A 22,644-nucleotide genomic window follows, 5' to 3' on the forward strand; every position below is an offset into this window, starting at 1 on the left:
GGCCGCAGGCCGAGGGGCAGCGCCCCTCTCCCCATCCGTCAATAGCGCCCCGCCATCGCCTCCAGCGCCACCGGCACGATGCCATCGGCGTGACCCGCCGTGCCAAACGCCTCGAACCGGGCGCGGCAGAGATCTTTCATCAGCCCCATGCCTTCCTTCAGATACTTGCGCGGGTCGAACTCGCCGGTGTTCTCCACCAGCACGCGGCGCACGCCCGCAGACATCGCCATGCGGTTGTCGGTGTCGATGTTGACCTTGCGCACGCCGGAGCGGATGCCGCGCTGGATCTCTTCCACCGGCACGCCCCAGGTCGGGCGGATGTCGCCGCCATAGCTGTTGATGACCTGTTGCAGATCCTCCGGCACGGACGACGATCCGTGCATCACCAGATGCGTGTTCGGCAGGCGGCGGTTGATCTCCTCGATCACGTTCATGGCGAGGATCGCGCCGTCGGGCTTGCGGGTGAACTTGTACGCCCCGTGCGAGGTGCCCATGGCGATGGCCAGTGCATCGACGCCGGTGTCCTTCACGAACCGTTCCGCCTCGGCGGGGTCGGTCAGAAGCTGGTCTTCGGACAGCCGTTCCGTCGCGCCGTGGCCGTCTTCCTGATCGCCCATCCCGGTTTCCAGCGAGCCCAGAACACCCAGCTCCCCCTCGACGGAGACGCCGCAGGCATGGGCCATCTCGGTCACGCGGCGGGTGATTTCCATGTTGTAGGCGTAATCGGCGGGGGTGGTGCCGTCTTCCTTCAGCGAGCCGTCCATCATCACGGAGGTGAACCCGTGCTGGATCGCCGTGGCGCAGGTCGCGAGATTGTTCCCGTGATCCAGGTGCATGCAGACCGGCACCTCGGGGAAGGTCTCGACCAGCCCGTCGATCAGCCGCGCCAGCAGCTTGTCCCCTGCGTAGCTGCGCGCCCCGCGCGAGGCGGCGAGGATGACCGGCGCATGGGCCTCGCGGGCGGCGCCCAGGATCGCCAGCCCCATCTCCATGTTGGAGATGTTGAAGGCGGGCACGGCGTAGCCGTGTTCGGCGGCGTGGTCCAGCAACTGGCGCAGGGTGATACGGGCCATTCAGGTCTCCTGTAGGTATCTCGCGATGGTGTCGACCTCGTCCGCCGCGCCAAACACCAGGGCGACGTTCTCATGCGGGTCGGAGGGGATCAGGTCGAGGATGCGGCGGGTGCCGTCGGTGGCCTTGCCGCCAGCGGCTTCCATGAGGAAGGCCATCGGCACCGCCTCGTAGGCCAGCCGCAGGCGGCCGTTTTCATAGCCCTTGCGGCGGTCGGCGGGGTAAAGGAACGCGCCGCCGGTCAGGATGATGCGGTGCAGCTCGCCCACCGCCGCCGCCAGCCAGCGCATGTTGAAATCGCGCCCGCGCGGGCCGTCCTTGCCCAGCCGCAGGTCGCGCGCCCAGGCCTGCAACCCTTCGGGCCAGAAGCGTTCGTTCGACGCATTGTAGGCGATGGTCGAGGCGGTGGGCTTCATCCGCAGATCGCGCCGCGCCTCGCGGAAATCCTGCCCGTCGAAGGTGAAGATCTGGATGCCGTCGCCCAGCGAATAGCCGAAATCGAGGCTGTGGCCGAAGGAGGCGTATCCCGCCGCGACGGCTTCGCTGCCGGGGCGGGCGAAGTCGGCGGGGCCGGTGGGGTAGAGGACAAAGAGCATCCCCAGGGGCGCGCCGATGCCGATCGACCCCGACCCGTCGATCGGGTCGATGGCGATGTCGTAGACGCCGGAGGGGTCGAGCGTTTCGACCTTCTCGGCCTCTTCCGACAGCATGTGCCGCACGCCGCATCCGCGCAGTTCGGCCAGAACGTGGTCATGCGCGCCCACGTCCAGCGCCTTCTGCGCGTCGCCGCTGTCATTCGTGCCGACTAGCGCCGCCGGATCGCCCGGCAGCTTGCCCGCCGCCAGACGGGCGGCGATGGCGGGCATGGCATGGGCCAGCGCCGCGATGATCCGCCCGACGCCGTCTTCGGGCAGGCAGGCGGGCAGGATCGGGGCGTGGCACAGGGTGTCGTGGGGCAGGGTCAGCATATCGGGCTCCGTTCATGGCGCGACGGGCGGAGGAGGAGCCCGTCGCGCCACCGGGTATCACGCCAGCGAGGAGGCCGCGTGATATTTCGCATCGACCGCGTTGATGGCGTTCACATTGCCCGCCGATTTGCCTTCGGGGTCGAAGGCGGCGGTCAGGAAAGCGTCGACGATATCCTTGGACAGTTCTGCCCCAATCACGCGCGCACCCATGGTGATGATCTGCGCGTTGTTCGAGGTCGCGGCCTGGCCCGCCGAGTACGTGTCATGGGTCTGCGCAGCGCGGATGCCCGGCACCTTGTTGGCAGCAAGGCAGACGCCGATACCGGTGCCGCAGATCAGGATTGCCTTGTCGTATGTGCCATCCTTGACCGCATTGGCCACGCGGTCGCTGAGGTCGGCGTAGAAGGCATCCGGTCCGGCTTCGGTGCGCGAACACTCGGTCACGCTGTAGGCGGGGTTCTGCGACAGGTACTCTGCGAGGGTCTTGGCGAGGGATCCACCGGCGCTGTCACCGGCTACTGCGATCTTCATGTTATATCCTCCGGGGATTTTGTGATTTATCACATTTTGTCCAGGGCGCGTGAAACGCGGGACAGGATGTCGAGGTAGCCGTCGATCTGCCACGCAGACCGGCCGATGAAGAGGCCGTCGACATGCGGGCAGGCGATCAGCTCGGCACAGTTCTCCGCGTTGACGGAGCCGCCGTAGAGGCAGGGGATCTTCCACCCGAGCACGTCCTCGGCCACGGCGATGATTTCCGCCTGACGGGCGTCGGCATAGTCGGCAGAGGCGGGGATGCCGTGTTCGCCGATGGCCCAGACGGGTTCGTAGGCGAGCCAGATCGGCGCGTCCTTCTGCGCGCCCTGCAGGCGGCCGAGTGCAGAGCGCACCTCGTGGTCCAACACCTCGGTCGCGCGGCCAGCGTTGCGGTCATCCAGCGATTCCCCAATGCAGATCAGCGGGATAAGGCCGTGACGCACGGCGCTTTCGACCTTCAGACCGACGGTTTCGTTGGTCTCGCCGAAATGCGCGCGGCGTTCGGAGTGGCCCAGTTCGACGATATCGAGACCGCAATCGACCAGCATGGGGGCAGATACTTCGCCGGTCCATGCGCCGCTCTCGGCCCAGTGCATGTTTTGCGCGCCGACGAGGGCCGGGCCGTCGGCCAGCAGGCCCGCCACCTCGCGGACGGCGGTGAAGGGCGGGATGACGAAGGACTGGATGCGCGGGTCGAGCGCCGACCCCGCCGGCCCCTCGGCCCATATGCGCGCCTCGGCCAGCGTCTTGTTCATCTTCCAGCTGGTGCCGACGAAGGATTCGGTCATGGCGGCTGTTCCTCCCTGTGATCTTCGCCAGCGTTATCATCACAAAATCACAAATCAACAAATTTCGTGTGATTTTGTGAATCGAGTATGTTACCTCTCACATCGGAAACCCGAGGAGACCCCCATGCTCGACCTGACCACCCCGCTGGCCATCGCCGCGCGCGACCCGCAGACCTTTGCGCTGGCCAATTGCCTGCGCGCGCTGGCCATCGACGCGGTGAATGCCGCCGATTCCGGCCATCCCGGCGCGCCGATGGGCATGGCCGACGCGGCCACCGTGCTGTTCCAGCGGCACCTGAAGTTCGACGCCTCCGCGCCCGACTGGCCTGACCGGGACCGGTTCGTATTGTCGAACGGCCATGCGTCGATGCTGCTTTATGGTCTGCTGCACGTGGCCGGTTACGAGGACATGACGATCGAGCAGATCCGCAACTTCCGCCAATGGGGCGCGATCACGGCGGGGCATCCCGAGTGGGGCCATGCCAAGGGGTGGAGACGACGACCGGCCCGCTGGGGCAGGGCATCGCCACCGCCGTCGGCATGGCGCTGGCCGAACGCGCGCTGGCGGCGGAGTTCCCCGGGCTGGTGGATCACCGGACATGGGTGATGCTGGGCGACGGCTGTCTGCAGGAGGGCATCGGGCAGGAGGCGATCAGCCTTGCCGGGCATCTGGGTCTGGGCAAGCTGAACGTGCTGTACGATGACAACGCGATCACCATCGACGGGGCCACGTCGGTCAGCTTCTCCGAGGATGTGCCGAAGCGGCTGGAGGCCTGCGGCTGGCATGTCGTTACCTGCGACGGCCACGACCACGAGGCGCTGGACCGCGCCATGGCGGAGGCTGTGGCAGAGACCACGCGCCCCTCGCTGATCGAGATGAAGACGGTGATCGGCCTCGGCTCGCCCAACCGGGCGGGCACGGCGAAGGCGCATGGATCGCCCTTGGGGGCCGAGGAGGGGCGGCTGGCGAAAGAGGCTTTGGGCTGGTCCCATGCGCCGTTCGAGATCCCGGCGGAGCTGGCGCTGGAATGGCACGAGATCGGCGCGCGCGGGTCGGAGGCGAGGGAGGCGCGGCTGGCGGCCTCAGACCAGCGGGAGGCGTTCGAGGCGCGTCTCAGCGGCGCCTAGCCCGAGGGTTACGCAGCAGCGGTCGCGCAGGCCCGCGCCGCGCTGTTCGCCAAGCCGCAGGCGGTCGCCACCCGCCGCGCCAGCCAGATCGCGCTGGAGACGCTGACGGCGGCGGTGCCCTCGATGATCGGCGGCAGCGCCGACCTGACGGGCTCGAACCTGACGCGCGTCGCGGCGGTCGATACGCTGTTCACGAAGGACGCGCCGGGACGTTACATCGGCTACGGCGTGCGCGAATTCGGCATGGCGGCGGCGATGAACGGTCTGGCGCTGCATGGCGGCTTCCGCCCTTATGGCGGCACGTTCCTCGTGTTCTCGGATTATGCGCGCAACGCGATCCGGCTGTCGGCGCTGATGGGGCTGGGGGTGACCTATGTCATGACCCATGACAGCATCGGGCGGGGCGAGGACGGGCCGACACACCAGCCGGTCGAACACCTCGCCTCGCTGCGGGCTATCCCCAACCTCGATGTCTGGCGGCCCGCCGATGCGGTCGAGACGCTGGAGGCTTGGGATGTTGCCCTGCGCACGCCAAACCGCCCGGCACTGCTGGCGCTGTCCCGTCAGGGCGTGCCGCAACTGCGCAGCCACAGCGAAAATCTGTCGGAACGGGGCGCTTACGTGATCCGCCAATTTGGCGAAGGCCGCGACGTGACTCTGCTGGCGACGGGAACCGAGGTCGCGTTGGCGGTCGAGGCGGCAGAGGCGTTGCACGCCGGGGGTGTGAGTGTCGCCGATGTGTCGATGCCCTGTTGGTCGGTCTTCGACCGCCAGACCGCCGAGTATCGCGCCGAGGTGCTGGGCAGCGCGCCCCGGCTGGCGGTCGAGGCGGCCAGCGCCTTTGGCTGGCGCGCTACACCGGGACCGAGGACAATGTGATCGGCATGCCGGGCTTTGGGGCCTCCGCCCCGGCGGAACGGCTGTATTCCGAGTACGGCATCACCGCAGACGCGGTGGTCGCAAAGGCCAAGAGCCTGATCTGATGCCCCTCCGGCAGGTAGTCCTCAAAACTGCCTGCCGCCAATCGGCATCACGCGCCGGCCCTTTGGGACAGTGCAAACGGCATTGCTCTTGTCACGTGCCGGCAAGGCCATTCAGCAACACGGTGGTGGGGCATTGCATCGGTCAAATGTGCCGGTCCGAGCCAGGAGAAAGGCCTCGACGTCCGAGAGCCCTGCTTTTTCCGCTCTGACGAGGCGCCAGTACCGTGATGACGTCGATGGATGGCAACCGGCTGCACCGATCCGCAGTGGAGCTGCAGGCGAGCCGTGTTTCACCAGTCCTTGGAACCCGGAACGATCCACGGGTCATATTCAAGGTCCACTGGCGGCAACGACGTTCGGCAGTTGTTGCACCTGCCAGCGGTCGAGGTCCTTCTGGTAGCCATCAAGGTCGTCGTATGGAACGAGGCTTGGATGCAGGCGGGCGGTATCGTCGCGATCGGGGCCGTAGCGCCAACCGCCCATCAACCGGTCGATGCTCCAGGAGTCATGTTCCGCGCGGGCAAGCGGTTCGAGGTTGTCTCGGACCAGGGCCTCCAGATCACCTGCGCGCGGACCATCGTTGAGTTTGCCCGACAGGCCAAGCGCCTCCAGCTTTGTCTTGCTGTGATCGGCTGCTCGCCGGTTGGCGTTGCGAAAGGTCTCGTCGAGGTCCTCCCACGGCGCGCTCTGTTTCGCGTAGGCCGTGTAGGCCTCGTGAAAGGCGCGGGCGGCACGGTCGAGGCTGCCCAGCAGCATCGTCGCGGTCAGGACGGGTCGGCGCGGTGCGCTTTCGACACCGGCACGCAGCAGGGTCTCGGCCACTTCGGTTTCATGGGCGCGTTCGATCCAGATCGGCGCCCGCGTCACGCGGCCCTGATCCATCGCGCTTTCCAGTGTCAGCGACCGCGTCAGGTCGCCGGAATCGCCGGAGGCGAGGAAAACGCCCGTCAGAGGCGTGCTCTCGGACAGGGTCCGGAGCTGCTCCATCGGGGGGAGGGTCGCGCCGGGACGCCAATCGCACACCGTCCAGTCGATGTAGTCCCGGACCGGGCCAAGCAGGTCGCCGATCTGCGCGTTTGTGCGATCCGGTTCGCGGGAAAAGACCGTGAGCCGGGGGGGCAACAGGCCGGGCACGGGCGAGACCTTCACCAATTGCTCCGACAGGGCCGAAAGCGAGTCGCTCCAGCCGAGGAACACCCAGTGCAGCCTTTCGTGCCCGGCGCGAATGGCATCGAGAAACAGATGGCGCTCGTGGAAAAAGGTCCGCGCGGCCAGCTCTTCGACGTTGAAGGGTTCGAAACGGAAACGCCGGGACGAGGCGAACAACCCCTGACGCACGATCAACTGGCGTTTCAGGCGGCGGCTGGTCACGCGCAGGAAGACGCGGGTCGGTGTCCCGGGGTCGATGTCGCGGTCAAGGCGTGTCGGTTCAAAGCCGCGGAAGGTTTCGACGATGCGCAACAGTTCGAGGTCGGAGGCAAAGACGACAATGGCCCGCGCCGCCATCATGCGGATGTTCTGCCAGCTGCGGCGCTCGTAGATGTCCCCTGTCATCACAATTGTGCCGCGTCCCAGCAGCCGCCGGACCCTTGCAGCATCTTCGCCGGGCGGCAACATGATGGCCATGGGCGCGCCCTCGGCCCGCAGATCGCGCGCCAGTTCAATGGCGTAGGTGTCCCAGCCGACAATCACCGTATGGTCCTTCAGCTGTCTCGCCTGAATCGCTGTCACGATTGGACGCCAAAGCCGTTCGGACAGGGTCACGGCGTAGCCAGCCAGTGCCAATGGAGCCAGCAGGCGCGCCACGCCGACCATCCAGACCGCAAGCGTACTGCCTTGGGTGGCGAGGTCCTCCGGTCCTTCGAGGATGAAGAGCCTGGCGGTCGAATAGGCCGCATCGGAGACAAGCAGGGCAACGTGGCCCGGCCCCTGAGCGGTGTCAAAGGGCGCAAGCAGGAGGTATCCGGCGAACCCCAACGCTGCGGTGACGAGCAGGCAGACCTGTGTCAGGGATACAAAGAACCGGCGGTCCCTGTCGCGTAAACTCATGTCGTCTTCCTTTTCGTTGCCAGGTTGCGAACGCCGGGGTCACGCCCGGAGGAGGGCGCGGTTCATTGCCCGAACTCGCCGCGGAATTCCGCAATCAGCGGCGCACTGCGGCCCATGAAGTCGAAGGCATCGAAGTCGTTCAGCAAGGATGCCCGCGTGCCGGGATCGGCGACGAGGGCGCGGTACAGAGCGCGGGCTTCCTCGTCACGTCCAAGAAAGGCCAGCGCATGTGCCCGCGCGCGTTGGATCCAGTCTGCATCCGGCTGCAATGCAATGGCCTCTGCAGCGGCGGCTTCTGCCTCCGCGTCACGTCCGATCAGGACGCCATAGGTGGCGCGTTGCCCCAGCAGCTCCGCCAGCATTGCATCGGGGTATGCCTCGGCGGAACCTTCCTCGCGAACCTGCTTGGCCAGGGTGGCGGCCTCACCATACAGCGAGAAGGCTTTCGAGAGGTCGCCGCGCGTTCCCTCCAGTTGGGCACTGTCGGTCAGGATCGCCACCAGATCGCGCTTGCCGGTGATGTCGCCCGCATCGCTGACTGTATCGCTTCCGGTGGCCGCGCGGGCGAGGGCCTCTGCCTCGGCCAATGCGGCACGCGCGGCCTCGACATCGTCGAGCGCCAACTGGACGGCGGCAAGGCGCGACAGTCCGGCAATCAGGTCACGCGCGTCATCATCGCCGCTAGTGCGCAGGCGATCCACCAGATCAAAGAGGACGTCCAGCGCCCCCTCGAAATCGCCATAGGCCACGCGCGCGCTGCTGGCCGTCATCTGCACCGATGCCAGTGCCTCGGGGTCGGAAACGCTGCGTGCGGTGTCCTCTGCCTCGTCCAGCATCCGCGCTGCGGTGACCTTGTCGCCGCTCAGTCCCATCGTGCGCCCGATCCGCAGCAGCGCCGATTGCAACGCGGTTTGCGCCGCCTCATCCGATGGATCAGCCGCAGCGAGGGCGCGCCGCTGCTCCAGCTCGGCTTCGAACGCAGAAAGCGCCAGGTCGGTTGTGTCCAGACGCAGAAGGGAGGTGGCGTAACTCGAATAAGCGGCCGCCAGATCGCGTCGCCGCACAGGGTTATCCGGGTCTGCGGCCTGCAGTCGTTCCCGGATGGCAACACTCTCGGCGCGGGCATCGCGGGCTGCCGTCGGGTTGTCCGCTTCTGCGGCCAGAACAGCGATGCGATCATGCGCCAAGGCAAGCTCGTGTTGCCAGCGCAGGTTGTCCGGTGCCAGTTGCACCAGCGCCAGCCGCACGTTCAGGGCGCGCTGCGCCGCATCGAGGGCCCCGGTGCCGTCGCTCATCGACTGCAACGCGGCACCGACCCGTTCCAGAGATGCCGCCAGATCGCGTTGCCAGTCCGCATTCGAAGGATCGAGCGCGACGAGGTCTTCGCGCAGGGTCAGTCCACGCCGGAAGGCGGCCAGCGCGGCCTCGGTCTCTCCCATCTCCTGCCGGATATCTCCGAGCGCGTTCAGCGCCACCGACACGTCGCGCGTCCAGATCGTGTTTTGCGGATCCAGCTCCGAAAGCTCTTGGCGGATCGCCAGGCTGCGTTCGAAGTGTTCCGCCGCCGCGTCCAGATCGTCAGAGGCAAACGCAAGGTCGCCGGCCTTGTTCAGGGCGATGGCAAGGTCGCGTTGCCACAGGGTATTGCCCGGATTGGCCTCCGCAAGCGTGCGCGTGATCTCCAGTTGACGGGCAAAGACCGTCCGCGCGGCGTCGATATCGGCCATGGACCGCAGCAGGTCGCCCATGCGACCAAGCGTGACGGCGAGGTCACGTTGCCGGCTGGTGCTGTCCGGGTCTCCGGCAAGGATCGACGTCCGCAGATCGAGCGCCGCGTCAAGCTGAGCGCGCGCCTCGTCCGTGCGCCCCAGCCGCTGTTGCACGTCGGCGAGATTTTCCATGGAACGGGCAAGGTCTCGCTGCCAATCAATATTGGCGGCATCGCGGGCGGCGATGCGGCGGTTGATCTCCAGAGCCTCGGCCAGCGTGGCATTCGCCGCCTCCAGAGCACCAGTCGCGCCCTGAACCTCGCCCAGTCGATTGAGCCAGCTGGACAGGTCGCGCTGCAATTGCACCGTGTCCGGCTCCGACACCAGAAGCGCCCGCACGATTGAGACGCTCTCCTCGTAGTAGGCTTGCGCCTGGGACAGATCTCCAAGGCCCCGGTTGACGTCGCCGAGCCGTGCCAGCGACACGGCGAGGTCCCTTTGCCATTCGAGGTTGCCGGGGTCGCTTTGCAGCAGGCGGCGATTGATGGTCAGGCCCTGAACATAGGCGTCCCGGGCGCCCGCCAGATCGCCCTGTGCCTCGGCGATGCCGCCAAGTTGATCGAGCGACACCAGCAAGCCGCGCTGCAATTCCGTGTTGCTGGGGGCGTCCGCGGTCAGAGCCATGGTCAGATCGAGGCTTTCGGCATAGGCGCTCTTTGCACCGTCGAGATCGCCAAGTTCTTCCAGCAGCCCGCCGTACAGGCCCAGCGACACCGCAAGATCGTGGCGCGTGTCAATCGACTCCGGCTCGCGGCGGACAGAGGCGCGGCTCAGCGCGACGGTCTCTTCGTAGGTGGAGCGTGCGCCCGAAAGGTCGCCGGTCCGCTGTTGCAATGCGCCAAGCCGGTCGAGCGCCGCCGACATGCCGCGCCGCCACCGCACATCGCCGGGGTTGAGGCTGGACAGCTTGCGCCAACCGGCCAGGCTTTGGGCGTAATTGTCGCGCGCCGTGTCGAGGTCACCCCGAGTCTCGGCAATCGTCGCCAGCCGGTCCAGCGCAAGGGCCTCGTCGCGCTGGTAGGTCTGGTTTGTCGGGTCAGAGGCCACAAGCGCAGAGGCGATGGCAAGCGCTTCGGCATAGGCTGTCTGGGCGGCATCCATATCGCCCTGGGACCGGCGCACATCGCCTTGCATCGTCAGCCGCACCGCCGTGCGTCCGCGCAATTCGTCGTCTTCGGCAAAGCCCTCGGCCAGCGCGGTCTGCAGCGTTTCCACCTCCGAGAGGATCGCCTCGCGCACCGCCAGCGGCAACGCATAGTCCTGAAAGCTTTCGACGATGCCGTAGGACATCGAGTCGGCCACCGTGACCGCGGTGCGCAGCGCCTTTTCGGATTGCGCCTGTGCCCGCAGCGCGATGCCCCTTTGCACCCAGGCAAAACTGCCAAGGGCGGCAACGACCAGCAGGGCCGCGACCGAGGCACCGGCCAGCAGCCGCTGCTGCCGGTTCGACGCGCGGCGGCTCTCGAAAATGAACTGCCGTTGCAGATCGGTCGGGCGCGGTGCCGTCGCCGGTTGTTCAAGAAGCCAGAGCTCCGCGTGTTCCAGATCCTGACCCCGCAGCGGCTGCGCACCCAGCCGCGCGGCCTTGTGCCAGCGGTCCGCCATCTCTGCCAGACGGGTGTGTTCACGCACCCACGCGATGTCGAGGTTCGCCCCGTCCCGAACCCGCTCCAGACTGCGCTGGAAGTCGTCTTCCGGCGTCAGGAAAATGTAATTCAGCTTGGCCAGCGTTTCCGGCACCGATTGCGGATCGACCTGATTGATGACGATCGGGATGATGCGTTTGTTCAGCTCGTTGGCCAGCGACAGTTCCCATGCGCAGACGTCCGATGCCAGCGACGCCGGGCTGATCGCAAAGAGGAACACGTCGGACTCGCGGATCAGAAGCTCCAGCCGGGGCTTCCATTCCTCTGTCGGCAAGATGTCCTCTGTGTCGCGAAAGACCCGCAGGTTCGGGAATTCCGCAAGCCCGGTGCAAATGCGTTCAACCCAAAGGCGGTCCAGCCTTGCATAGGAAACGAAGACCTTTGTCTTGCTGTCGTCCCGGTCGGCGGGTGTGGGTTTCGAACCTGTCACGGCAGAGGTTTCCCGGACATCGCGTTGTCGGACTTGGGCAGGGGAGGGCGGTCGTCCTCTGGGACGTCTTCTGGGTCCGCCATCATGGCAAGAAGTGTCTGGATCTGCTGGCGGTCGAGCTCCTTCACCTGCTCGCTCAGCATCTCGTATGGAACGAGGTCCGGATGGCGTTTGCGGCGGTTGTCCCGCGTCTCGCCGTGGCGCCAGCCGTTGACCACACGGTCGGCGAACCACGATTTGTGTTCTGCCTCGGACAGCGCCTCCAGAAGCGCCGGATCGGGGTCGGGGCGGGCCACCTTGCCCGACAGTGCCGCTTCGACGCTGCCCCGGATTCCCATCGCTTCGAGTTTTGTCTTGGCCCCGTCCGCGGCGCGCCGGTTCGAGGCACGGAAGTTTTCCGGCAGCGTCAGCCATTCGGTCTGCTCTTCCTCGGGGCTCTTGGCAGGTGCCCCCATCGATTCCGCATAGGCGGCGTGGAACCGGCGCGCGATGCGGTCGAACACGTCCGACAAGGCTTCGGTCGAGAAGAACTCGGGCGAGGGGGCGAGGCAGCTGATATCAAGCCCGCCCGGCGCCAGTTGCCTGCGCATCCAGCCAACATTCTCTGCGGTCGGTTGCATCAACAGATACAGCGGTTCCCAGCCCAGCCGGTCGCAGCTGTCCATCACCTCCAACGTCACCCGGCGTTTGTGGCGACCCAGCGCATCCGAGACATAGAACAGGCTCGGCGGTGCATCCGCAAGCACCTGCTCCTGCGCTGAAAACCACGGTGCGTTCGGCGTCCAGTCGACGAAACGCAGGTCGACAAGCTCGTTCAGCGCGGCGAACCTTTGCGCGAACAGCCGCTCCGCCTCGTCGGCCTCGTGCGAAAAGACGGTCAAAAGCGGCCGGTCCAATCCCGGACACCAGCCGATCTTGACGAATTGCAGCATCAGAGCCAGGGCGTCCTCTCCAAAGCCGAGGCAGCACAGGTGGACACGATCAAGCCCGGCTTCGAGGTGCTGTGCAAAGACGTCATGCGTCCGAAAGAACACCCGCGCCGCCAGTTCCGAGGCATTGAAGGCCTGAAAGCCGGTGCCGTCGTCCGTCGCGCTGAAGGCCACATGCGTCAACCGCAGCAGTTCGTCCCCGATGTGGACAAAGCGCAGCGCCGTTTCCACGCCGTCAAAGAGGTCCGAGGCCGAGGCCTCAACGTTGACGCCGTCATCCTGATCCAGCAGCAAAAGCGCCCTTGGCTGCAGGCTCTGCCGCGCGGTCACGGCGAGAAAGTCGTTTTCGTTCAGAACAATGGTTCGTGTCGCCTTGTCCAGAACACGCGGCGCCTTGGCATCCGCGCCGCGCGGCGGCAGCACCTGTACGGTCCACCAATCCTGCCGATGGTTGCGTTCACGCAGGGCGTCGGCCACCGGCGAGGCGCCGTAAATCAGGTCAAAGCGCGACAGCCGCCGCAGCCTCCAGAGGATGTAACCCGGGCGCCATATCTCGCTGAACCGCGAAAAGAAGGCCCACAGCAGGGTGGCCGGTGCCGTGAACCGTGCGATGTTCAGCAGGATGGCAGCGGGGATGCCGTAGGGGCCTTGCGGCCGGATCTCCACCGGGGCGACACCCGCGAACAGTTTGAAGGTGAAAAACACGCCGTCGAGCGAGGATTGCACGACCTGCCACGGACTGCCCGCTTGTGGCAACCAGATCAGCAGGTAGGCGGTGTAACCGAAAACAAAGCTGAGCACGGCCAGCAGAAGCGACCAGTTGCCGGCCATCGCGCGCTTCAGGGATATGCTCCGGTTGCCGCGCTCTCGTTCGGGCCGGTGTGCCGAGATCTCGCCTTGATTTCCTGCGCTCACCGCCGTGGCTCGGACGTCGAACAACCGGTGCCGCCGCCACAGGACGCGACCGTCGCGGACCCCGCCCGCACACGCGACGCCCCGATCGACCGGCGCGTGTTGTCCGATTGCTGGCTGTCCTCGGTTTCGCGTGTCGGTGCGGGCACACCGAGGATCGGGTCATCTGCAGGATCGGTAATCAGGCTGTTGCGCGGCATGTCGAGCTTGCGCAACCGCGCCACCGCCTCGGCCTGGGACATCTCGCCATCCGCGACTTTGGCTTGCAGGCGCACTTTCAGATCGACCTGGGCTTGTTGTTCATCCGTGGGCGGCAAGGCCGGACGGAACTCGGCCAACAGTACGGCGTCCTGCAAAGGAGACGGACCTGAAGCCAGAGATTGTCCGTGAAGGAGGCCATTGGCTGCGACCAATGCCGCAGCGAGCAAAATGCATGACGTGAGAAGTGTCTTCATTTCAATCAAATACCTTACGGACCCGAGGTCGGACTGTAACCAGCCCCCGGTGGCCTTTCAAGGACGTTGCGGCTGCGAATGTCCGGCACTGTCCACAAGCGGCCTGCGGCAAAGGCGGGGCTGCACCTGTCCGGGGCGATCCGCGACGCGCCGCCGTGAAACCGCCTGAGCCATCAAGGGTCGCAACGGCTCTTCATAGGATGGGCCGTGCCTTGGTTTCGTCTCGCGACAGGCTGACTAGGCCTTGGCCAATGCCAATGCGTCCTCCAGCGTCTCGCGGTCTCCGATATGGTTGGCCAACAAGAGGATCAAGCGCGCGTTGTAAGCTGCGCTGTCCTCGTCGCTCAGCCCCTCGTGCGCCGCAATGAGCGCTGCGTAGAAGTCGTCAGGGGCGGCGATGTTGGGTTGCGTGTTCAGCTTGCTGTTCCGTGTCATGGCTCAGTCCTTTGCGCAGGCGTGACGCAGGGCGGCGTGAAAGGCGGTCTCGTCGAAACGTTCCCAGCGCGCCACCACATGCTGATCGGGTCGAACAAGGTAGACGGCGCGCGTCGCCTCTCCCAGATAGCGGGCAGTCAGCGCGCCGCTTGCATCGTCCGAGGCGCTCAGCGCGACACGGCTGACGGTGATACCATCGAGGTTCAGTTCATCCGGCGCCTCTGCGTCGATCGTCAGCAGGGTGAAACGGCCACCGAGCTGACCAAGCAGGTAGCCCTCTCCGACAGGGGCGTCCGGGCAGGGCGATCCGGGGCGCGTCCGGGCAGGACCACCGGGCAAGGCATCGACACCCGTCAGGGACAGGCCGTCATAGGTGCACGGCATACTCAGGCGGCCGGAGTTGACCAGCGGACGGGCAAAGGCATGGTGCTCCGCAAGATCCAGCACCGCGTTGCGGAAGATATGCGAAATCTTGGATTTCGGCGTAATGAAGTCGGTGGAGCGGGTGGAATTGAGGATGTTCTCGTCGGCACCAAAGGCGCGTTCCTCGTGGTAGCTGTCCAGCAGGCGCTCGGGCGCCCGTCCCGACAGGACAAGGCCCATCTTCCACCCGAGGTTGTCGACGTCCTGCATCCCGCTGTTGGCCCCGCGCGCGCCGAAGGGGCTGACCTGATGCGCCGCGTCGCCGGCAAAGATCACCCGTCCATGGCGGAACTGCTTCATCCGGCGGCACTGGAAGGTGTAGATCGAGGTCCAGACGATCTCGTACTCTACCCCCGGCAGCATGGCGTCGAGTCGGCGGCGGACGTTCTCTTCCTTCAACTCCTCCTTGCGGTCGACATTCCAGCCGATCTGGAAATCGATGCGCCATTCGCCGTCGGGCTGCTTGTGCAGCAGGGTCGACGCACCGGATTTGAAATGCGGCTCGAACCAGAACCAGCGTTCGGTCGGGAAGCTCTCGTTCAGCATCTTGATGTCGGCAATGAGGAAACTGTCCTCGAAGACGCGGCCCTCGAAATCCAGCCCCATCATCCTGCGCAGGGGCGAGGAGGCCCCGTCGCAGCCGATCAGCCAGTCGGCCTCGAGCGTGTAGGGGCCATCGGGGGTGTTGACGGTGAGGGAGACGTGGTCGTCCCGCACCTCGACCGAATCCACGTGGTTCTTGCCCCGGATCTCGATGGGTGCGCCCTCGGCCTGCGCCGCGCGGACGCGTTCGACGAGGAAGCGTTCAAAATAGGGCTGTTGCAGGTTGATGAAGGCGGGGAACTTGTGGCCGTCCTCCGGCAAAAGGTTGAATTCGTAAACCTGCCGTGCGTCGTGAAAGACCTTGCCGACGTTCCAGACGACGCCTTTGCCCAGCATGGCCTCGCCCGCGCCGTAGCGGTCGGCGATTTCAAGGCAACGCTTGGCAAAGCAGATGGCGCGCGAGCCCTGTCCGATGCCCTCGTGATCGTCGAGCACCACGCAGGGGATGCCCTGCAGCCCGAGGTCGAGCGCCGTCGCGATGCCGATGGGGCCACCGCCCATGATGACTACAGGATGACGGACGGGCTGGTCCGCATCCTGATCGGCTGCGCGTTCGTAGGGGTAAAGCTTGAAGGCAAGCGGGTAGCGGTCGATCAGCGACATGGTATCCTCCCGGTCGGGGGCTGCGCCCCCGGTTTCCTCCCTGGGGGTACGCCCCCTTGGCACGTCTTTCGCCTTGCCGCGCAGCCCCGTCGGGACGGCGCGCAGGCCGGGGCGGAAGAGCTTTCGACGAAAGCTCTTCACAGGGAAAGGGTCTTCGTCGAAGACCCTTTCGGCGCTCAGCCTTGCAGCGCGGCCCACATGTCCTTGTCGCGCTGCGCGGTCCAGACGCGCGGGGTGTCGATGCCGCGGGCCTCGTCATAGGCGCGGGCGACGTTGAACGGCAGGCAGTGTTCGTAGATCGCGTAGTCCTTGAACTTCGGGTCGCATTCGGCGCGGCAGGCGTCCCACGCCTCTTTCAGCGTGCCGCCGCGGGCGACGACCTTTGCGATCGGCTTGTAGGTCGAGTTGACGAAGTCGGCGGTGGCGGCGATGGCCTTGGCCACCATCTCCTCGCCCACCAGCGCATCGCCGCGGCCCGGTGCGATGGCCTTCGGCTCATAGGCCGCGATGTTCATCAGCGTCTCTTCCCAATCGCCGAAGTGCCCGTCGCCGCAGTAGCAGGCGGAGTGGTATTCGACGATATCGCCGGTGAACATGACCTCTTGGTCGGGCACCCAGATCACCGCGTCTCCGGCGGTATGCGCGCGGCCCAGCGTCATGATGTCGACGCGGCGTTTGCCGAGGTAGACCGTCATGCGGTCGGAGAAGGTGGTGGTCGGACGGGTCAGGCCGGGGATTTCCTCGTGGCCCTGGAACAGGCGCGGGAAGCGGTCGAACTCGCTGTCCCAGTCCTCCTGCCCACGCTCCTCGACCATGGCGGCGGCGACGTCCGACATGATGATCTCGCGCGCGCCATAGGCGGAGGCGCCCAGCACGCGCACCGCGTGGTAATGCGTCAGCACGAGGTGGCTGATCGGCTTGTCCGTCACCGACCGCACGCAGTCGATGACCTTGCGGGCAAGGCGCGGGGTGGCCTGCGCCTCGACGATCATCACGCTGTCGTCGCCGATAATGACGCCGGTGTTGGGATCACCCTCGGCGGTGAAGGCGTAGAGGCCTTCGCCCACTTCGGTGAAGCTGATTTTCTTTTCCGCCATGTCGCCGGCGGAGGCAAAGGCCTTGGTCATGTCGCGTTTCCTTATCGTCGGCCGCGCCCGTTCGCTGGCGCGGAAAGTTGAGTATTTGCGAAGCAGAGAAACAGCTTAGCGTTTGTATGGGTCGTCGAGCGCGGGCAGCACCTTGCCCGTGCAGGCGCCAAAGCCCACGCGGTAGCCATCCCCCAGTGCAGCGCCGCGCAGGGTCAGCGTATCGCCGTCCTCAAGGAAGCTGCGCGTCTCGCCGGTGTCGAGCGTGACCGGCTCCTTGCCGCCCCAGGTGATTTCCAGCAGCGCGCCGCGCTGTGCCTTTTCCGGGCCGGAGATCGTGCCGGAGCCGAGCATGTCGCCGGTCGACATGGGGCAGCCAGAGGTCGTGTGATGTGCCAGCTGCTGCGCCGAGGAGTAGTACATCTCGCGGTAGTTGGTCCGCGAAATTACCGTTTCTGCCTTGCCCTCGGGGGCCAGCCCGACCTCCAGCGCGATGTCATACAGCATGGGCCCCGGTTCCTTCAGGTAGTCCAGCAACGGCCGCTCACGCGCGGGCGTGTCGCAGCGGAAGGGCTCCAGCGCTGCCTTTGGCACGATCCATGGGCTGATCGTCGTGGCCGTCGCCTTGGACTGGAATGGCCCGAGCGGTTGATACTCCCAGGCCTGGATGTCGCGCGCCGACCAGTCGTTCAAAAGCACGTAGCCAAAGATCATCTCGTCGGCCTCGGCCACCGTGACCGGACCTTCGGACGGCACACCCACGATGGCTCCCATCTCCAGTTCCAGGTCGAAGCGCTTGCAGGGCGCAAAAACCGGCAATTCGGCATCCGGCGCTTTCAGCTGGCCCCAGGGGCGGCGCACGTCCGTGCCCGACACCACAACCGAGGACGCCCGCCCGTTGTAGCCAACCGGGATCGACAACCAGTTCGGCGGCAGCGCGTTCTCCGGCCCCCGGAACATGGTGCCGACGTTGGTGGCATGGTGCTTGCCAGCGTAGAAATCGGTATATTCTGCGACCGTGAAAGGCATCATCATCTCGGTGCCCGCCATGGGGACGAGGTAGTCGACCAGCCCCGGTGCATCCGCTGCGCCTTCTGCCAGCATCTCCGTGACCGTGGCCCGGAACGCCGCCCAAGCCGCCGGTCCGAGCGACATGAACTCCGTCCAGTCACCGTAGAAGAAGATTTCTTCCTCGTCCTCCATCTGGATCAGCCCGTCCTGCTCCAGACGGGTCACGTCGAGGATCATGTCCCCGATGGCCACACCGCAATGCGGCTCGCCGTCCTCGCTGCGGAAACTTCCGCAGGGCAGGTTGTTCAGGGGGAAATCACAGTCGGGGGCATTCGCCGCCTCGACCCAGCTGCGCATCAGGGGCATGGGAACTCCGCTCTTCGTGCTTCTTCTTGGTCCAAATCCTCCGGGGTCCGGGGCAGCGCCCCGGTCCGGCTGCGAACGCAGGACAGACCTACTTCTTCCCGGGCGTGCCGTCGAACTTCTTCTCGAGGCTGTCCCAGCAGTCGATGTAATCGTCCTGCAGCGGCGCCTCCTGACCGGCAAAGCGGGTCAGGTGTTGCGGGAACCGCGTCTCGAACATGAAGGACATGGTGTTGTCCAGCTTCTCGGCCTTCAGGTCGGCGTTGGACGCGCCTTCGAACGCGTTCCGGTCCGGTCCGTGCGGCAACATCATGTTGTGCAGCGACATGCCCCCGGGGACGAACCCCTGCGGCTTCGCATCGTACTGGCCGTAGATGTTGCCCATCAGCTCGGACATGATGTTCTTGTGATACCACGGCGGACGGAAGGTGTTCTCGGCCACCATCCAGCGCTCGCGGAACAGCACGAAGTCGATGTTCGCCGTACCGGGATGCCCCGAGGGCGCGGTCAGAACGGTAAAGATCGACGGATCGGGGTGGTCGAACAGGATCGCCCCGACCGGGCAATAGGTGCGCAGGTCATATTTGTACGGCGCGTAGTTGCCGTGCCAGGCCACCACGTCCAACGGTGATTGGCCGATCTGCGTCTCGTGGAACTGGCCGCACCACTTCACCGTCAGCGTCGAGGGCACCTCGCGGTCCTCGTAGGCCGCCACGGGGGCCTTGAAGTCGCGCGGGTTGGCCATGCAGTTGGCCCCGATCGGACCACGCCCGGGAAGCTCGAACTTCTGGCCGTAGTTCTCGCAGACAAAGCCGCGACACGGTCCTTCCAGAACCTCGACCCGATAGACGAGACCGCGCGGGATAATCGCGATTTCCTTTGGTTCGATGTCGATCACGCCGAGCTCGGTGCAGAACCGCAGGCGGCCTTCTTGCGGGACCACAAGCAACTCGCTGTCCGCGCTGAAGAAATAGCTGTCCACCATGCTCTCGGTCACGAGGTAGATATGCGACGCCATGCCGACCTGGGTGTTCACATCCCCCGCCGTGGTCATGGTGCGCATGCCGGTCAGCCAGGTCAGCCCCTCCTCGGTATAGGGCACCGGGTCCCAGCGGTACTGGCCCAGCGAGGTCACATCCGGCACGACATTGGGCGCAGACTGCCAATACGGCAGGTCGATGCGGGTATACCGCGTGGAATGCTTGACCGACGGGCGGATGCGATAACACCACGTGCGTTCCGGCGGGTTGGCGGTAAAGGCGGTGCCGGACAGCTGCTCGCCATAGAGGCCGTAGTTGCATTTCTGTGGGCTGTTCATCCCCTGCGGCAAGGCGTCCCGCAGCGCCTCCGTCTCGAAATCATTGCCAAACCCGGGCATGTAGCCCTCGTGTGTCCCCACCGTATGCGGCGCGCGGATCATGCCTGCGGGCAATTCGTGACGTGTCATGCGTCGGCCTCCCTCCGGACGGTTGCATCGGATTCGCAACAGGCAACAGTATTCGTTGCACATGCAATGAAGTCAAGGCGGAGGATGAGACCACGGCGTTGCAAACTGCGATGCCGCCCTGCATGTTGGATCGTACGACCGCCGGGAGTTCGACGTGACCACAGCCACCAATGCCTTCTCCGTACAGACGGCGGCGCGGTCGTGATGCTGTCTGCACGGCTGCGTATGCGCCACTTCCGGACGTTCCTCGCGCTGTGGGAGCATGGCTCGCTCACCGCCGCCGCAAAGGCGATGAACACGGCGCAGCCCGCTCTGTCGCGCAGCCTGCGCGAGATGGAGGCCGAGATCGGCGTGCCGCTGTTCGAACGCACCTCGCGCGGCATGACGCCCACCCCCGAGGGTGCTGTCCTGCACCGGCATCTGACCGCCGGGATGGCACAGATCGAAAGCGGCGTGGCGCAGGCCAGCGGCGCGCGGCAGGCCGAGACCCTGGCGCTGGGCATGTTGCCCAATGCCGCGCGGCTGCTGGTGCCCGCCGCGCTGAAGCGGTTCAAGCGCGATTTCCCGGACGTGACGGTCAGCATCTACTGGGCCAGCGTACCGGAGCTGATCGACCTGCTGCGCCGGGGACAGGTGGATTTCCTCGCCAGCCGCCTCGTGTCCATCGAACAGCTGGCAGGCGTGTTGTTCGAACATCTCTACGATGAACCGCTGATCTTTGCCGCGCGGGCCGGGCACCCGTTGGCCGCCGCAGAACAGGTCTCGCTGGCCGAGATCGACGCCTACACGGTGGTCGTGCCCTTGTCCGGCACCATCATTCGCACCGAACTCGACCGGTTCCTCTTCGCGCGCGGCGCGCAGATTTTCCGCAACCGCGTAGAGACCGTCTCGTTTGAATTTGCCCGCGCCTATATGGCGATGGAGGACGCGGTGCTCTTTCTGCCGCGCGGTTCGATCCTGACAGAGCTGCAAAGCGGCGCGGCGGTGCAACTGGCGCTGCCGGTGGACGATCTGACCGGCTCGGTTGGTCTGTCCTACATTGCCGACCGCCCGCTGTCCGAAGCGGCGCGCCGGCTGGCGGACCACCTGCGCGCGGTCGCCGCCGAGATCCGCCAGCCATAACAAATCCGGTATATCTCAGACCGATTCATTATTTCCCGGCCTCCCTCCCGCGTGTCATGTTTGGGTCAACGTCGTGGCCGGAAGAGGAGCCCCCACGGCGGAACGGCCCCGACAGAGCGCGGACAACCGCGCCTTGGGGCGAGGGGAGGGATCAGACCATGGCAAAACCAAAGAACATCCTGTTCATCATGTTCGACCAGCTGCGCTGGGATTACCTGTCCTGCTACGGCCACCCGCATCTGCACACGCCGAACATCGACCGTCTGGCATCCCGGGGTGTCCGCTTTGACCGCGCGACGATCCAATCGCCACTGTGCGGGCCATCCCGCATGTCGACCTACACCGGGCGGTATGTCTCCAGCCACGGCGCGTGCTGGAACAATGTCCCGCTAAACGTGGGCGAGCGCACCATGGGCGACTACCTGCGCGCGCAGGGGATGGGCTGCTGGCTGGTCGGCAAGACCCACATGATGGCCGACGCCGAGGGCATGGCCCGTCTGGGCATCGAGGCCGACAGCGTGATCGGCGCGCGCGTTTCGGAATGCGGCTTTGACGTGTTCGAACGCGACGACGGGATGCGCCCCGAGGGACCTGAGGGCTTCTACGACGAGGGCGGCGCGCTCGCCTATAACGACTACCTGCGTGGCAAGGGCTACGACAGCGACAACCCGTGGCACGACTACGCGAATTCTTCGATCGACGATGACGGCAACGTGCTGTCCGGCTGGTTCCTGAAGAACTCCGACCTGCCCGCCAATATTGCCGAAAACGACAGCGAAACCCCCTACCTGACCCGGCGCGGCATGGAATTCATCGAAGGGCAGGGGGATCAGCCGTGGTGCTGCCACCTGTCCTACATAAAGCCCCACTGGCCCTACATCGTCCCCGCGCCCTACCACGAGTTGTACGGCCCCGAACACTTCCTGCCGCCCGTCCGGTCCGAGGCCGAGACATCCGGCCACCCGGTCTATACCGCCATGCAGAAGGCCCCCGTCTGTCGCGCCTTTTCCCGCGATGACGTGCGCGACAAGGTGCTGCGCGCCTACATGGGCCTTATCAAGCAATGCGACGACCAGATGGGCGTTCTGTTCGACTGGCTGGACCGGACGGGCCGGATGCAGGACACGCTGATCGTGGTCACCTCCGATCACGGCGACTACATGGGCGATCACTGGATGGGGGAGAAGACCTTCTTCCACGAGACATCGGTCAAGGTGCCGATGATCGTCTACGATCCCTCGCCCGAGGCCGACGCCACGCGCGGCACCGTCTGCGATACGCCGGTGGAATGCATCGACCTGCTGCCGACCTTCCTCGACGTGGCGGGCGGTGACAGCCGTGCCGTGGATCACATTCTCGAAGGCCGCAGCCTGTTGCCATACCTGCGCGGGCAGACGCCGCAGCCCAAGGACTACGTCGTCTGCGAATACGACTTTTCCATGCGGCCCGTGGCCGATGCGTTGGGGCTGAGCACAGCCGAGGCGCGCGGCTTCATGATCGCGGACAGCGACTGGAAGATGATCCACTTCGAAGGCGGCTTCCGCCCCATGCTGTTCGACCTGAAAAACGACCCGCTGGAACTGGTGGATCTGGGCGACAGCGCCGAACACGCCGAGGTGATCGACCGCCTGTCTGCCGCGCTGGACACGTGGTCGCGCCGCCCCTCGCAGCGCGTCACCATCTCGAACGACACGTTGCTGGCCATTCGCAAGAAACCCAGCACCAAGGGCGTGATGATCGGCATCGTGGACGAGGATGACACCGCCGCTGAACTCACCGCCAAGTACCGCAACCGCAAGGCGCAGGACCGCCGCGCGGTGAAGGCACCCGTATAGGAAGCCCCGCGCCGGGCACCCGCGGGGAGGCGGGGACCGGCACGGGCACAGG

The 22,644-nt window shown here is 65.8% G+C and carries 14 protein-coding genes and 2 pseudogenes; 3 read left to right on the plus strand and 13 right to left on the minus strand.

What is annotated here, in order from left to right; all coding sequences use genetic code 11:
- Positions 1 to 38: 38 nt before the first annotated feature.
- From fba to ACP16H_RS09540, 4 genes are read right to left on the minus strand one after another with little or no spacing between them, the layout of a single operon-like run.
- A complete protein-coding gene (fba, locus tag ACP16H_RS09525; RefSeq protein ID WP_425072050.1) occupies positions 39 to 1,073 on the minus strand; it encodes a class II fructose-bisphosphate aldolase in 1,035 nt (344 codons plus the stop codon).
- Positions 1,074 to 2,039, minus strand: coding sequence for a class 1 fructose-bisphosphatase (locus ACP16H_RS09530; protein ID WP_425072051.1), 966 nt, complete (start codon positions 2,037 to 2,039; stop codon positions 1,074 to 1,076). It abuts the gene before it with no gap.
- Between the two features lie 57 nt (positions 2,040 to 2,096).
- Complete coding sequence (locus ACP16H_RS09535) at positions 2,097 to 2,570, minus strand: RpiB/LacA/LacB family sugar-phosphate isomerase (RefSeq protein ID WP_425072052.1); 474 nt, start codon at positions 2,568 to 2,570, stop codon at positions 2,097 to 2,099.
- Between the two features lie 29 nt (positions 2,571 to 2,599).
- Complete coding sequence (locus tag ACP16H_RS09540; protein ID WP_425072053.1) at positions 2,600 to 3,364, minus strand: triose-phosphate isomerase; 765 nt, start codon at positions 3,362 to 3,364, stop codon at positions 2,600 to 2,602.
- Positions 3,365 to 3,488: 124 nt separating this feature from the next.
- Between ACP16H_RS09540 and tkt the strand changes: the two are divergent.
- Positions 3,489 to 5,475, plus strand: a pseudogene (tkt, locus tag ACP16H_RS09545) (transketolase).
- A gap of 330 nt (positions 5,476 to 5,805) precedes the next feature.
- Here the strand turns inward: tkt and ACP16H_RS09550 are convergent.
- From ACP16H_RS09550 to hmgA, 9 genes and pseudogenes are all read right to left on the minus strand, one after another.
- Positions 5,806 to 7,524 (minus strand): RyR domain-containing protein, encoded by a 1,719-nt coding sequence (locus tag ACP16H_RS09550; protein WP_425072054.1) that lies wholly within the window; start codon positions 7,522 to 7,524, stop codon positions 5,806 to 5,808.
- A gap of 1,817 nt (positions 7,525 to 9,341) precedes the next feature.
- Positions 9,342 to 11,369: pseudogene (locus ACP16H_RS09555) on the minus strand (TIR domain-containing protein); the annotation flags it as partial.
- Positions 11,366 to 13,129 carry a RyR domain-containing protein gene (locus tag ACP16H_RS09560; RefSeq protein ID WP_425072055.1) on the minus strand — a complete coding sequence of 588 codons (1,764 nt, stop codon included), beginning with the start codon at positions 13,127 to 13,129 and terminating at the stop codon, positions 11,366 to 11,368. The gene ACP16H_RS09560 and the pseudogene ACP16H_RS09555, both read right to left, overlap by 4 nt.
- 80 nt (positions 13,130 to 13,209) lie before the next feature.
- On the minus strand, positions 13,210 to 13,548 hold the full coding sequence (locus ACP16H_RS09565) for a hypothetical protein (protein WP_425072056.1): 339 nt from the start codon (positions 13,546 to 13,548) through the stop codon (positions 13,210 to 13,212).
- A 354-nt stretch (positions 13,549 to 13,902) separates the two neighbouring features.
- Entirely contained in the window at positions 13,903 to 14,100 is a 198-nt protein-coding gene (locus ACP16H_RS09570; protein ID WP_425072057.1) for a DUF2783 domain-containing protein, read from the minus strand.
- A gap of 3 nt (positions 14,101 to 14,103) precedes the next feature.
- Positions 14,104 to 15,729, minus strand: a complete 1,626-nt coding sequence (locus ACP16H_RS09575) for an FAD-dependent oxidoreductase (protein WP_425072058.1) — start codon at positions 15,727 to 15,729, stop codon at positions 14,104 to 14,106.
- 176 nt (positions 15,730 to 15,905) lie between these two features.
- Positions 15,906 to 16,856 (minus strand): MBL fold metallo-hydrolase, encoded by a 951-nt coding sequence (locus ACP16H_RS09580; RefSeq protein ID WP_425072059.1) that lies wholly within the window; start codon positions 16,854 to 16,856, stop codon positions 15,906 to 15,908.
- Positions 16,857 to 16,931: 75 nt separating this feature from the next.
- Entirely contained in the window at positions 16,932 to 18,191 is a 1,260-nt protein-coding gene (gene fahA, locus ACP16H_RS09585; protein WP_425072060.1) for a fumarylacetoacetase, read from the minus strand.
- Between the two features lie 88 nt (positions 18,192 to 18,279).
- A complete protein-coding gene (hmgA, locus tag ACP16H_RS09590; RefSeq protein WP_425072061.1) occupies positions 18,280 to 19,635 on the minus strand; it encodes a homogentisate 1,2-dioxygenase in 1,356 nt (451 codons plus the stop codon).
- A 204-nt stretch (positions 19,636 to 19,839) separates the two neighbouring features.
- Here hmgA and ACP16H_RS09595 point away from each other — a divergent pair, with 204 nt between their 5' ends.
- Positions 19,840 to 20,757, plus strand: a complete 918-nt coding sequence (locus ACP16H_RS09595; protein WP_425072062.1) for a LysR substrate-binding domain-containing protein — start codon at positions 19,840 to 19,842, stop codon at positions 20,755 to 20,757.
- 158 nt (positions 20,758 to 20,915) lie between these two features.
- Positions 20,916 to 22,592, plus strand: a complete 1,677-nt coding sequence (locus tag ACP16H_RS09600) for a sulfatase-like hydrolase/transferase (RefSeq protein ID WP_425072063.1) — start codon at positions 20,916 to 20,918, stop codon at positions 22,590 to 22,592.
- The last annotated feature ends 52 nt before the right edge of the window (positions 22,593 to 22,644 follow it).

Source organism: Sagittula sp. S175, from assembly GCF_049800975.1.
Taxonomy (GTDB): domain Bacteria; phylum Pseudomonadota; class Alphaproteobacteria; order Rhodobacterales; family Rhodobacteraceae; genus Sagittula.